The sequence below is a fragment of the Rhodoferax sp. genome, assembly GCF_014859475.1.
Lineage (GTDB): Bacteria > Pseudomonadota > Gammaproteobacteria > Burkholderiales > Burkholderiaceae_C > Rhodoferax.
Window position 1 is genome coordinate 1 of sequence record NZ_JACUUE010000072.1, and the last position, 11,797, is coordinate 11,797.

The 11,797-nt window shown below is 60.1% G+C and carries 13 protein-coding genes; 10 read left to right on the plus strand and 3 right to left on the minus strand.

The window, feature by feature from the left end:
- Positions 1–108 precede the first annotated feature (108 nt).
- Together IBX54_RS08135 and IBX54_RS08140 are read right to left on the minus strand one after the other, a co-directional pair.
- Positions 109–477: a copper-binding protein gene (locus tag IBX54_RS08135; protein ID WP_296542166.1), complete on the minus strand. Its 369-nt coding sequence runs from the start codon at positions 475–477 to the stop codon at positions 109–111.
- A gap of 120 nt (positions 478–597) precedes the next feature.
- Positions 598–2,130, minus strand: coding sequence for a multicopper oxidase family protein (locus tag IBX54_RS08140; RefSeq protein WP_296542167.1), 1,533 nt, complete (start codon positions 2,128–2,130; stop codon positions 598–600).
- A gap of 141 nt (positions 2,131–2,271) precedes the next feature.
- On the opposite strand from IBX54_RS08140, the gene IBX54_RS08145 reads away from it, so the two are divergent.
- The 8 genes from IBX54_RS08145 to IBX54_RS08180 all read left to right on the plus strand — a co-directional run bounded on the left by IBX54_RS08145 (position 2,272) and on the right by IBX54_RS08180 (position 9,233).
- The gene (locus IBX54_RS08145; protein ID WP_296542168.1) at positions 2,272–2,511 is read left to right on the plus strand and encodes a DUF4148 domain-containing protein; all 240 of its coding nucleotides are present in this window, start codon (positions 2,272–2,274) and stop codon (positions 2,509–2,511) included.
- Positions 2,512–2,797: 286 nt separating this feature from the next.
- Positions 2,798–3,265, plus strand: a complete 468-nt coding sequence (locus IBX54_RS08150; protein WP_296542169.1) for a DUF411 domain-containing protein — start codon at positions 2,798–2,800, stop codon at positions 3,263–3,265.
- Positions 3,266–3,299: 34 nt separating this feature from the next.
- Entirely contained in the window at positions 3,300–3,803 is a 504-nt protein-coding gene (locus IBX54_RS08155) for a hypothetical protein (protein WP_296542170.1), read from the plus strand.
- The gene (locus IBX54_RS08160) at positions 3,800–4,081 is read left to right on the plus strand and encodes a DUF2933 domain-containing protein (protein ID WP_296542171.1); all 282 of its coding nucleotides are present in this window, start codon (positions 3,800–3,802) and stop codon (positions 4,079–4,081) included. Before IBX54_RS08155 ends, IBX54_RS08160 begins: the two co-directional genes overlap by 4 nt.
- The gene (locus IBX54_RS08165) at positions 4,078–4,638 is read left to right on the plus strand and encodes an isoprenylcysteine carboxylmethyltransferase family protein (RefSeq protein WP_296542172.1); all 561 of its coding nucleotides are present in this window, start codon (positions 4,078–4,080) and stop codon (positions 4,636–4,638) included. The genes IBX54_RS08160 and IBX54_RS08165 overlap by 4 nt, the downstream gene beginning before the upstream one ends.
- Before the next feature lie 14 nt (positions 4,639–4,652).
- Entirely contained in the window at positions 4,653–6,953 is a 2,301-nt protein-coding gene (locus IBX54_RS08170; RefSeq protein ID WP_296542173.1) for a heavy metal translocating P-type ATPase, read from the plus strand.
- 136 nt (positions 6,954–7,089) lie between these two features.
- The gene (locus tag IBX54_RS08175) at positions 7,090–7,773 is read left to right on the plus strand and encodes a heavy metal response regulator transcription factor (protein ID WP_296542174.1); all 684 of its coding nucleotides are present in this window, start codon (positions 7,090–7,092) and stop codon (positions 7,771–7,773) included.
- Complete coding sequence (locus tag IBX54_RS08180; RefSeq protein ID WP_296542175.1) at positions 7,764–9,233, plus strand: heavy metal sensor histidine kinase; 1,470 nt, start codon at positions 7,764–7,766, stop codon at positions 9,231–9,233. Before IBX54_RS08175 ends, IBX54_RS08180 begins: the two co-directional genes overlap by 10 nt.
- A 17-nt stretch (positions 9,234–9,250) precedes the next feature.
- Here the strand turns inward: IBX54_RS08180 and IBX54_RS08185 are convergent, their stop codons facing one another.
- The gene (locus IBX54_RS08185; RefSeq protein WP_296542176.1) at positions 9,251–9,535 is read right to left on the minus strand and encodes a CopK family periplasmic copper-binding protein; all 285 of its coding nucleotides are present in this window, start codon (positions 9,533–9,535) and stop codon (positions 9,251–9,253) included.
- Between the two features lie 163 nt (positions 9,536–9,698).
- Between IBX54_RS08185 and IBX54_RS08190 the strand changes: the two genes are divergently transcribed.
- On the plus strand, positions 9,699–10,046 hold the full coding sequence (locus IBX54_RS08190; protein ID WP_296542177.1) for a histidine kinase dimerization/phospho-acceptor domain-containing protein: 348 nt from the start codon (positions 9,699–9,701) through the stop codon (positions 10,044–10,046).
- 245 nt (positions 10,047–10,291) lie between these two features.
- Complete coding sequence (locus tag IBX54_RS08195; RefSeq protein WP_296542178.1) at positions 10,292–11,683, plus strand: AarF/ABC1/UbiB kinase family protein; 1,392 nt, start codon at positions 10,292–10,294, stop codon at positions 11,681–11,683.
- The last annotated feature ends 114 nt before the right edge of the window (positions 11,684–11,797 follow it).

The following is an 11,797-nucleotide window of genomic DNA, read 5'->3' on the forward strand; positions in this document are numbered from 1 at the left end:
TGTTCATGGAAAGCGTAGCGCGGCAGTCCAGGGTTTCAGGATTCATGGATTGCTTCGCTGCGTTCGCAATGACGGGGAAAAATCGCAATGGCAAGCAATGGTTTCTTGTTACTTGACCAATTCATAGTGCAGCACCGTCATGCCGCCGTCCTTGGGGTCAGTGGCAAAGCGGATTTTTTGGCCCGCCTGCAGTTGGTCAAGCCAGGCTTTGTCTTTGACCTTGTAGGCCATGGTCATGGGCGGCATGCCGTTGGGCAGCGCGCCGTGCGCCAGCGTGACGGTGCCCCTGGCCTTGTTGACCGACTTGACTTGGCCCTCGCCCATGGCAGCGGCATCGGCAGCGGCCACCGCAGTTGCGGCGGCTTGCCCTGCGGGCATGCTGTGGCCCATGGGCATGTTGTGGTTCATCTGCGCCATGGCAGAGGCCGACATCAGCAGACCAAGCGCCGCGAGGGAGGATGTTGTCTTGAACTTCATTGCATTTCCTTGTAAAAAATAAATCAAAAGAAAGGTAAACCGAAAACTCTTGCGCTTGAGTGTGCCAGCACGGCGGCTACCGTCACATGACTGGAAGATGACGTTTTTGTTATCTGGGCACTAAACCACGTTGACCTGCCCCATCATTCCGGCGTTTTCATGCTCAAGAATATGGCAGTGGAACATGCGCAGCCCTTTGTGCCGTTGCACCATCTTGATGCGTACTGTTTCGCCCGGGCGCGTGTTGGCCATGTCATGCCAGGCCAGCAGCGACTCGGGCGTCACTTTGCCGTCGAGCTCGCGCTCGATCACCTGGAATTGCACGCCGTGAATGTGAAACGGATGGTCCATGTCGGAGTCGTTTGCGATCTCCCACAGCTCCACTTCGTTAATGCGGCTGGTCAAGTCCACCCGGCGCATGTCGAAAAGTTTGCCGTTGACCAGAAACTTCATGCTGTGCACGCCACCGGCCATCGACATTTCTTCAGAGAACACCACGCGCTTTTTGGCTTTTACGGCACCCAGCGGCCGGATGCTGCGCAGGGTTTGCGGCAGGCTGGCCAGTGCTGCCAGCCGCTCGGGTCTGACGGCTGAAAAGTCCACATCCAGCAGCGTTATCGGGAATTCTTGCGGCACCATGCCCATCTTGCCGCGCTCCACTGGTTCGGTCACCAGGCCCACGACACCCGCGCCCGGGGGCGCCTCGACGATCACCTCGATGCGCTCGGCTGCGACCAGCACCAATTCGGTCAGGTTGGCAACGGGTTTGCCGATCAGACCACCGTCGGTGCCCACCAGCGTGAAGCGTGCGCCGGGCAGCTTCAACTTGAGGTAACGCGCGCTGTTGGCGTTCCAGATGCGCCAGCGTTCGCGACCACCAGCGTCGAACGTCAGCACCGGCTGGCGCTGCGCGTTGACCAAGGCAAACTGGCCCTCGCGCCCGTTCATCTCGTCGTTCATGTCATTGGCGGGAATGCTGCCATCAGCGGCCAGCTTCAGATCGGAAAAGACCAGATGACGCTCAGGTATGGCCTTGAGCGGGTCGTTTTTGGCACGCACAATGAACAAGCCGGCCAAGCCACGGAACACTTGTTCGGCGGTGTGGTTGTGCGGATGCGGGTGGTACCAGTAAGTGCCAGCACAGTCCAGCGGCAGCTTGAAGCGGTACACACGTCGGCCCCCGGCTGGCACGGCATCGTGCGGGTTGCCATCTTGCTCGGACGGCACGGGCAAGCCGTGCCAGTGAATGGTGCTCTCCTGCGGTAAGTCGTTGATGAACTCGATCTCCACCGTGTCGCCTTCGGTGACCTCGATCAGCGGGCCGGGCAGGAGATCGTTGTAAGCCCAGAACTCGGTTTTCGTCCTGTCTTGCAAGATGGTCACTGTGACCGGCGCAGCACGTAACGTAGCGCGAAACACGCCAGCCTTGGGGCTGGTGTTGACCAATTTTTTAAGTGCAGCCAGCGGTGCGCCCGCGGCAATGGCAGTAACGGGTGCCAATGACACCGCTGCAGCGTTCATGCCGCCCATGCCTGCCATCTCCGGCATACCACTCATCATGCCTTGCGCCAAAGCACTGCCAAACCATGGCAAGGTGGCCAATGAAGCGGCAAAGGTGCGGCGCGTGGTCGGGTTGATATCGGTTAGTGTCATTTTGGAATTCCTTCAGGAGGTGGTCAAAGTGTAAAAAATAATGGGTAAACAATTACTGTTGTAATGTTTTAACAATCCCGCCACGACAGAAAACTGACAGATGGATTACAAATTTGTCAGGCAATCACCCAACAGGTCAGCTTGATCAAAGCCGAGCTGGCCCAGGCCATTCGCACCGGCACGATGCCTGTTGGCGATCAAGGAATCAGCATGCGCGACCTGCATCCTGATCAATACCCTGCAACAGGCGTTCAAGCCGCCAAAACGCGCGCGCAGGTTGAGTCGGAACTGGCTGCTGCCATCCGCACCGGCAACTATCCGGTCGGCGATCAAGGTGTGATGTGCAACGAACTTCATCCCGACATGCACCCCACAATGTAAATGCGATCTATGCAACCGTGTGCCGCGTGGCGACGACTCGGGCGGCAAACCACCAAATCAGGTAAGTCATACCTTCTTGCTCCAAATAACAGGAAAGTAATGTGCCTGTCATGTTTTGGTTGACACCACGGTTCCACACTGCGAGAGATTTTTGGAAGACGTGACATAGCCACCGACGGTCATGGGTGGACTCAAACTTTCAAAATTGTCATTCAAATGTCATCTTGCGGTTGCTCTGGCCTGCCTAAACTGGTCGCCACATCACATTACTGAAAGGATTTCCATCATGTCTTTGCTCGTCCAATTGAACCGCCGTGCCCTCATCCTCGGCGCCTTGTTGTTGCCGGCCGTCGGCATGGCGGCCACGCCAAACAAACCGTTGATCGAGGTCTGGAAAGACCCCAGTTGCGGTTGCTGCAAAGACTGGATCGCGGTGCTTGAAAAGGCCGGATTTCCGGTCAAACTCAACGACACCGGTAACAACGGTGTTCGGGCTCAGTTCGGCATGCCGGCCAAACTGGGCTCGTGCCACACTGCCCGCGCGGCCGGTTATGTACTTGAAGGGCACGTGCCGGTGCGTGAAATCGAGCGGCTGTTGCGTGAGAAGCCCGATGCCATCGGTCTGACCGTGCCCGGCATGAAGGTTGGCAGCCCCGGTATGGATGGCCCGATCTACAAGGGTCGCAAAGACCCGTACTCGGTATTACTGGTTCGGCGTGATGGCAGCACGACGGTCTATCAACAATATTCCTGACAACCCCACAAGTTTTATTTGAAGGAGTTTCATCATGCAAGCACATCACTTCACCATGACCGCATCACGCCTGTCCCTGGCTATGTTTATCGCGCTGACAGGCACAGCCGTCCTGGCCGCTGATCAGGCTACGACAGACCACACGGCACACCACCCGGCCACTGCTGCCTCTGCAGGCCAGAACACCAACGGCTTGGGTACGAGCGGCAGCGGCAGGCAAGCCATGGATCAAATGGAGACTCATATGAAAGCCATGCAGGAACTGCATCAAAAAATGATGGCGGCAAAAACCCCGGAAGAACGCAGCGCCTTGATGCCTGCGCACGCGAAGGCCATGACGGACGCAATGGGCATGATGCAGGGCATGTCCGGCATGACCGGCATGGGCATGATGGGCGGCATGAAGAGCAAGCCAATGGCAGACAAGTTGCCTGCCGACATGGGCGCGTGTCACCAGATGATGGAAAAACGCATGGAGATGATGCAGTCCATGATGCAAATGATGATGGACCGGCTTCCTGCTGCGACTGAAAAATGAGATTGCCTGCCGCCAACTCACCCGCTATGCAGCCCGCCAAGGCACCGGGTTTCTGGCGTTCGCGTTACGCCATCGGCCTTGTCGGCATGGGTGCTGTGGTCGGCTACTTCCTGCTGACCGAGCACCTGGCGCATACCTTGGGTGCGCTGCCCTTTGTGCTGCTGGCGGCGTGCCCGCTGATGCATCTGTTCATGCACCACGGCCACGGCGGTCATGACCACCCACCGGGCAATGGCGCAACATCGACACCGTCAACCAAACCGGGTGAGCCCACATGAGCCACGATCAGTCCGCTTACGGTTTGTGGCTGCTGGTGGTGTTGAACTCGGCTGTTTTCATCTTGTTTGCTTACAGCTTTTTCAAACCTGCCAACGCGCGGGACTGGCGCACGTTCGGCGCGTTTTCTGCATTCATCGTGGCGCTGTTTGTCGAGATGTACGGCTTTCCCCTCACCATTTACCTGCTGTCCGGTTGGCTGCAAAGCAACTATCCTGGACTCGATATCCTGAGCCATGACACCGGTCACTTGTGGTCCACCCTGCTGGGTGAGCAAGGCGATCCGCATTTTGGTGTGCTGCACATCGCCAGCTACATCTTGCTGGCCTTCGGGTTCATTTTGTTGTCCAATGCGTGGCGGGTTTTGTACCACGCCCAACGCAGCCAAACACTGGCCACGGCCGGGCCGTATGCACGCATTCGGCATCCGCAGTACGTGGCCTTTGTGACGGAAGAAGCTGATATGCGTGCCCAATTTGGCCCAGCGTATGGGACTTATGCGCGCGCGACACCCCGCTTCATACCCACACTGTCACCTGCGCATGCGATGCCCAATTAAAACCAAGGAATGCCATGAACCCCACCAAGCCCCTGCCGTTGACCGATCCGGTTTGCGGTATGACCGTTACCGAGTCGTCGGGGCACACGTTACAGCACGAAGGCCAGGCGTACTATTTTTGCAGTGCCAAGTGCCAGGATAAATTCGCTGCTGATCCGGCGCAATACACGGCCAGCGCAGCCACGTCGGCGCTACCTGTGCCTGCAGCACAAGTGTCCGGCCCGGCAGGGGCGATTTACACCTGTCCGATGCACCCTGAAGTGCGTCAGGATCACCCCGGAAACTGCCCCAAATGCGGCATGACGCTGGAGCCCGAACTGCCCAGTCTGGACGAGGACGACAACACCGAGCTGCGCGATTTCCAGCGGCGCTTCTGGTGGACGCTGCCGCTTACCGCAGTGGTCTTTGTGCTGGCCATGTTTGGCCACCGCCTGCAATGGCTGGACATGGCGCGGCAAAGCTGGCTGGAACTGGTGTTGGCCACGCCCATCGTGTTGTGGGCTGGTTGGCCGTTTTTTGTGCGCGGTTGGCAGTCGGTGCTGAACCGCAGCCCCAACATGTGGACGCTGATTGGTCTGGGCACGGGTGCCGCTTATGGCTACAGCGTGGTGGCCACTGTGGCACCGCAGGTGTTCCCGGACTCTTTTATCTCGATGGGGCGCGTCGCGGTTTATTTTGAGGCGGCGGCCGTCATCATTTCGCTCACCCTGATGGGCCAGATGCTTGAACTCAAGGCGCGCTCGCAAACCTCGGCGGCGATCAAATCCTTGCTCGGGCTGGCGCCCAAGACCGCCCGGCGAATTCGCGCCGACGGCAGCGAGGAGGACGTGCCGCTGAGTGAGGTGCAAGTGGGCGACAGCCTGCGCGTGCGACCGGGTGAAAAGGTGCCGGTGGACGGTGTTGTCATTGAAGGCGGCAGTGCGGTTGACGAGTCCATGCTGACGGGCGAGCCGATGCCGGTGACCAAGCGCGTCGGCGACAAGGTGATTGGTGCCACCATGAACACCAGCGGTGCGCTGGTGGTGCGCTCTGAGCACGTGGGTGCAACCACCATGCTGGCCCAAATCGTGCAAATGGTGGCGCAGGCGCAGCGCTCGCGCGCGCCCATGCAGCGCATGGCCGACGTGGTGGCCGGCTACTTTGTCGTCACCGTGGTGACGATTGCCGTGCTGACCTTCTTGGCCTGGGGCTGGTTCGGCCCCGAGCCCAGTTGGGTGTTTGGGCTGATCAATGCGGTGGCGGTGTTGATCATCGCCTGCCCCTGTGCGCTGGGACTGGCCACGCCGATGTCGATCATGGTCGCCACCGGCAAGGGCGCAGCCCAAGGGGTGCTGTTTCGGGATGCGGCCGCCATTGAGAACCTGCGCAAGGTGGACACCCTGATTGTGGACAAGACCGGGACGCTGACCGAAGGCAAACCCACCTTTGGCGGCGCCGTTGCGGTGCCGGGGGGCGATGCCGACGAGGTGTTGCGTCTGGCGGCCAGCCTGGACCAGGGTAGTGAACACCCATTGGCCGAGGCCTTGGTGCGCGCAGCCAGGGAACGTGGACTGGCGCTGGCGCAACCCGATGCGTTTGAATCGGAGTCGGGCATCGGTGTGCGCGGTGAGGTTGGCGGTGTCCCGCTGGCCTTGGGTAACACCACGCTGATGCAGCAGGAGGGCGTCGTGTTAGCCCCGATGCTCGCCAAGGCCGAAGCCCTGCGCGCCGAGGGTGGCAGTGTGATGTATCTGGCAACGGCAGGGCGGCTGCTGGGCCTGTTGAACGTTTCTGACCCTATTAAAGCCAGCACGCCAGAGGCGTTGGCGGCGCTGAAAAAAACAGGTCTGCACATCATCATGGCCACTGGCGACGGCTTGACCACCGCCCAGGCCGTGGCGAAGCAGTTGGGCATCGATGAAGTGCGTGGCGAAGTCAAACCGGCTGACAAACTGGCGCTGGTGACGCAGCTGCAAAGCGAGGGGCGTGTTGTCGCCATGGCCGGTGACGGCATCAACGACGCGCCAGCGTTGGCCAAAGCCAATGTCGGCATTGCCATGGGCACCGGCACCGATGTGGCCATGAACAGCGCCCAGGTCACGCTGATCAAGGGCGATTTGCGCGGCATCAGTACGGCGATTTTGATGTCGCATGCCACCGTCAGAAACATGAAACAAAACCTGGCTTTTGCCTTTTTGTACAACGCCTTGGGCATTCCGATTGCGGCCGGGGTGCTGTATCCGCTCACGGGCTGGCTGCTGTCGCCGCTGATTGCCGCGCTGGCCATGAGTTTCAGTTCAGCTTCGGTCATCGGCAACGCGTTGCGACTGCGCTGAATGACCGATGGTGAATCGGTTGGGTCCCCCGTGCTGCAAATGCTGGTTCAGTTGCCGCCGATTTTTTCCCGTCCTGGCAGAAGCTGTTCTTATCAAGGCAGAATAGCCGGGGCTTTATCCAGAAAGAAAAACTGTCATGAGAATCCTCATCGTCGAGGACGAACGCAAAACCGGTGATTACCTGAAACAAGGGCTGACCGAAGCCGGTTTTCAAGTTGACTTGGCGCGCGAAGGCATTGACGGTCTGCACTTTGCGCTGACCGAAGACTACGACCTGGCCATTCTGGACGTGATGTTGCCCGGCATCGACGGTTGGGGCATTCTGGCGGGCATACGCCGCGCCGGCAAACACCTGCCGGTGATGTTCCTGACCGCGCGCGACGCGGTGGACGACCGTGTTAAAGGGCTGGAGCTGGGCGCCGACGACTACCTGCTCAAGCCATTTGCCTTTGCCGAGCTGCTGGCGCGCGTGCGCACCTTACTGCGTCGCGGCGGCCAACCAGCGACTGACACCACCTTGCACGCCGCTGACCTGGAGCTGGACGTGTTGCGTCGGCGTGCCAGCCGTGGCGGCAAGCGCATCGACCTGACCGCCAAGGAATTTGCCCTGCTCGAGCTGCTGCTGCGCCGCCAGGGCGAAGTGCTGCCACGCTCGTTGATCGCTTCGCAGGTGTGGGACATGAATTTCGATTCCGACACCAACGTGATCGAGGTGGCCGTGCGCCGTTTGCGCGCCAAGGTGGATGACGACTTTCAACCCCACCTGATCCGCACCGTGCGCGGCATGGGCTACGTGCTGGAGCAGCCCGCATGCGATTGAAAGGGAATCTGTCGCTGACGCGGCGGCTGACGTTTTTGGTCACGTTGGCGTCGTCCGCGGTGCTGTTGAGCCTTGGCTTTGTGATCACCCAGTCGGTCGAGCGCCATTTTGAAGACCTCGACATGGTCGGCCTGGTGGGCAAAATGGACCTGATTGCCCAGCCGGTGAATGAGCTCAAGACTAGCGACGACCTGAATCGCCTGGCGCTGCTGATGGGGCATTCCCTGGTGGGGCACCAGGGGCTTGAAGTTTTGGTGATCGATCCGGCCAATCAGACCTTGTTCGCGACTGCCCAGGTGGCTGCCGACCCGGTTTTTTCGTCCCGGCTGTTGCTGGTCAACGCCTCACGTTACCCAGAGCAGCCTCTGCGGCCGATGCTCTGGACCGTGGGAGACCAGCAATTCAGGGTTGTGGTGGCCGAACTGGCAACCCAATTGCCTGGCACCGTCGTGCCAGGCGAACAGGTGGGACTGCAGCGCGACGTGTACCGGCCGTTCACGGTGCGGGTGGCTATTGCCAGCGACACCGAGCACCATCAGGTGTACCTGCAAACCTTGTTGAAAACGCTGTGGGTATTTGTGGCTGGGGCCACGGTGCTGATTGCCCTGCTGGGTTGGGTGGCGGTCCGAAGCGGCTTGCGGCCTTTGCGTGCCATGCGCGAGCAAACCAGCCGTGTCACGGCACAGCAACTCGACTACCGGTTACCCGTGGATACGGTGCCGCGGGAGTTGGCCGAACTGGCGCAATCGCTCAACGACATGCTGGCGCGGCTGCAAGAAGCCTTTCAGCGTTTGTCCGATTTTTCCAGCGACATCGCGCACGAGCTGCGCACTCCGGTGAGCAATCTGATGACAGAAACCCAGGTGGCGCTGACGCGTGCGCGCAGCGCCGACGAGTACCACCACATTCTGGAGTCCAACGCCGAGGAACTCGAACGCATGAAGAGCATGATTGCTGACATGCTGCTGCTGGCCAAGGCCGACAACGGCCTGGTGCTGCCGCATCGTGAGCCGGTGGACCTGGCCGCAGAAATACTGGCGCTATTCGACTTTTATGACGCACTGGCCGAAGAAAAACACCTGACATTGTCGCTGCAGGGGCAAGCAAAGGTACTGGCAGACCGCCTGATGCTGCGCCGTGCCATCGGCAACCTGCTATCCAATGCGATTCGTCACGCCCAACGCAACAGCTGTATCCGGGTGACATTGCAAGACCAGGCTTCAGAGGCGACTGTGACCGTAGAAAATGTTGGAGACACGATCCCGGCAGAATTCCTGGAGCGCATTTTTGATCGTTTCTTCCGGGCGGATCCCGCTCGCCAAAGAGGCGAGGGTACGGGTCTGGGGCTGGCCATCGCCAAGTCCATTGTCGTGGCACATGGCGGAGACATTTCGGTCACGTCATCGGATGCAAGCACCCGATTTATTGTCAGGTTGGCGCATGCCCAAGAATCAGTTTGAAGCACCCGCTTGGTTGGTCAGTTTCTGGTTTCTTTGAACTTTCCCATGAAAAGGCGAGCCACTTCATTGCCTGACATGACGATCACTTTGCCGTCTCTGGTCTCCATTTTTACGCCGTCTTTCATGCTGGTTACTCGGCCAAACTTGTCTTCCATGGCCATTTTCCCGTCCTTGTAATGGTGCATTACCGAGCCATCCTGCAACGGGGTGGATTGAACAATCTCGGCATCACCTGTCGCGGCGAATGAGGAAAGGGCGACAGTCGCAAGACCAAAAGCGACCAGGGATTTGCGAATAGACATGATGAATAACTTTTTCAATGGGTTGACAGACCCGACAGAAATTTTTCCCTGGGTGCCGGTGATACAACCGTTGCATCACGCATATGACTGTAAAAACCCGAGGCGATCGTCAGCGTGACGCCACTGTTACAAAGACGACAGGTTTGCACTCATCCTTACCGGCGTGTTGTACGAGCTGGCGCAATCGCTCAACGACATCGCGTATGAGCTGCGCACCCCGGTGAGCAACTTGCTGACGCAAACGCAGGTCACACTGTCACGCGCACGCGGCGCCGACGACTACCGCCGCATTCTGGAATCGACCGCCGAAGAATTCGAGCGCATGGCCCGCACGATTGCCGACGTGCCGCTATTGGTCAAGTCCGACAACGGCCTGGCACAGCTGAAACGTGCAAAGCGCCCCAAAGCGCCCTCAACGCAGCGCCAGGTGGTAGGCCTTGAGCACCAGCGAGGTCAGCCGCAGCGGCGCATGGCGCACGGGCCCCGGCAGCCAGCGCGGTGCATTCAATGAAAAGCGGGTGGCCCAGCGCGTGACCGGGCGCAGCCACTGCGTGGACTGGATGAAACGTGGTTGTGGCTTCATGGCGTGGAACCCTTGTTGACGTTAAGAAACAGCGTATTGTTGTGTTTTGCTGAAAACCTTGTCGCCGCGGTGTCAAGCTGACGGAGACAGTTCGCAATAATGGAATTTGCGCAGTAACCGCCTTGCGCGAATGCCTGTCGAACGACAAGGCTTCCCGTGTTGTGCCTTAATGCGTGCCCTTGCCCTTTGACCTGATCGCCTTGAAAACACCGCCTGACTCACGCAGTTCGCCCGTGCCCAGCAGCCGCTTGGGGCGTCTGGCGCGGCTTGGACAAATGGCCACCGGGGTGGCCGGCAACATGCTGATGGCCGGTGCGCGCCAGCTCGCCCAAGGCAAGCGCCCGAGCATGAGCGATCTGCTGCTTACGCCCGCCAACGTCAGCCGCGTCACGCAGCAACTCGCGCACATGCGCGGTGCCGCGATGAAGCTGGGGCAACTGGTCTCGATGGATGCCGGCGACCTGCTGCCGCCCGAGCTGGCCGCCATTCTGGGGCGCTTGCGCTCCGACGCCCAACCGATGCCGCAGCGCCAGGTGCAGGCGGTGCTTGGCGCCAACTGGGGCGCTGGCTGGCAACAGCGCTTCGAGACATTTCCGTTCATCCCGATGGCTGCCGCGTCGATCGGCCAGGTGCACCGTGCCACAACCAAAGACGGGCGCGAGCTGGCCATCAAGATTCAATACCCCGGCGTGCGCCGCAGCATCAGCAGCGACGTCAACAACGTGGCGACGCTGCTGCGCCTGTCGGGCCTGATTCCCAAAACGCTGGACATTGCGCCGCTGCTGCTTGAGGCCAAACGCCAGTTGCGCGAGGAAGCCGACTACCTGGCCGAGGGCGCGCATTTGCAGCGCTTTGCCGCGCTGCTGGCCGATGCGCCCGAGTTCGTCGTGCCCACCCATCACGCCGACTTGAGCACCCGCAACGTGCTGGCCATGAGTTTTGTCGGCGGCGTGCCGGTGGAGTCGATGGTGTCTGCGCCGCAGGCCGAGCGCGACCGCATCGTGCGCCTGTTGGTCAGCCTGCTGTTTCGCGAATTGTTCGAATTCAACCTGATGCAGACCGACCCCAACTTTGCCAACTACCGCTACGACCCGGCCACCCGGCAGCTGGTCTTGCTCGACTTTGGCGCCACACGCAGCTTCGCGCCCGGTTTCGGTGAGGGCTACCGCGCCATGACGCTTGCCGCCCTGGCCGGTGACCGCGATGCCATGCGGCAAGCCGGGATCAGCATTGGTTATTTCGACGACCGCACCCAGCCCCGGCACCAAGCCGCCGTGCTCGACATGTTCGAGCTGGCGCTGCAGCCGCTGCGTCAGTCGGGCGATTTTGACTTTGGTAGCACCGACATGGCGCAGCGCCTGCGCGACGCCGGCATGGCGCTGGGGTTGGATCGGGATTTCTGGCACATTCCGCCCATCGACACGCTGTTTCTGCACCGCAAGCTCGGTGGCTTGTATTTGCTGGCGGCGCGGCTCAAGGCGCGGGTTAACGTGCAGCAGCTGGCGCGCCAAATCCTCGAAAAGGCCGGAGAAATGCAGCCAAAATCCAGCAAAAAACAAGCATGAAAACCAACGCTAACTGTTGTGGCAACTCAGCCCCCCGAATGATGAAACAAAGTCGTCATTGCGAGCCATCCGAATCCGACACGATACCGCACACGGACCTTGAACAGCGACATC

What these genes read in the sequence shown, in the direction of transcription:
- IBX54_RS08135 (WP_296542166.1), bottom strand. Translation starts at nt 477, where the DNA reads ATGAAGTTCAAGACAACATCCTCCCTCGCGGCGCTTGGTCTGCTGATG.
- IBX54_RS08140 (WP_296542167.1), bottom strand. Translation starts at nt 2,130, where the DNA reads ATGACACTAACCGATATCAACCCGACCACGCGCCGCACCTTTGCCGCT.
- IBX54_RS08150 (WP_296542169.1), top strand. Translation starts at nt 2,798, where the DNA reads ATGTCTTTGCTCGTCCAATTGAACCGCCGTGCCCTCATCCTCGGCGCC.
- IBX54_RS08155 (WP_296542170.1), top strand. Translation starts at nt 3,300, where the DNA reads ATGCAAGCACATCACTTCACCATGACCGCATCACGCCTGTCCCTGGCT.
- IBX54_RS08160 (WP_296542171.1), top strand. Translation starts at nt 3,800, where the DNA reads ATGAGATTGCCTGCCGCCAACTCACCCGCTATGCAGCCCGCCAAGGCA.
- IBX54_RS08165 (WP_296542172.1), top strand. Translation starts at nt 4,078, where the DNA reads ATGAGCCACGATCAGTCCGCTTACGGTTTGTGGCTGCTGGTGGTGTTG.
- IBX54_RS08170 (WP_296542173.1), top strand. Translation starts at nt 4,653, where the DNA reads ATGAACCCCACCAAGCCCCTGCCGTTGACCGATCCGGTTTGCGGTATG.
- IBX54_RS08175 (WP_296542174.1), top strand. Translation starts at nt 7,090, where the DNA reads ATGAGAATCCTCATCGTCGAGGACGAACGCAAAACCGGTGATTACCTG.
- IBX54_RS08180 (WP_296542175.1), top strand. Translation starts at nt 7,764, where the DNA reads ATGCGATTGAAAGGGAATCTGTCGCTGACGCGGCGGCTGACGTTTTTG.
- IBX54_RS08185 (WP_296542176.1), bottom strand. Translation starts at nt 9,535, where the DNA reads ATGTCTATTCGCAAATCCCTGGTCGCTTTTGGTCTTGCGACTGTCGCC.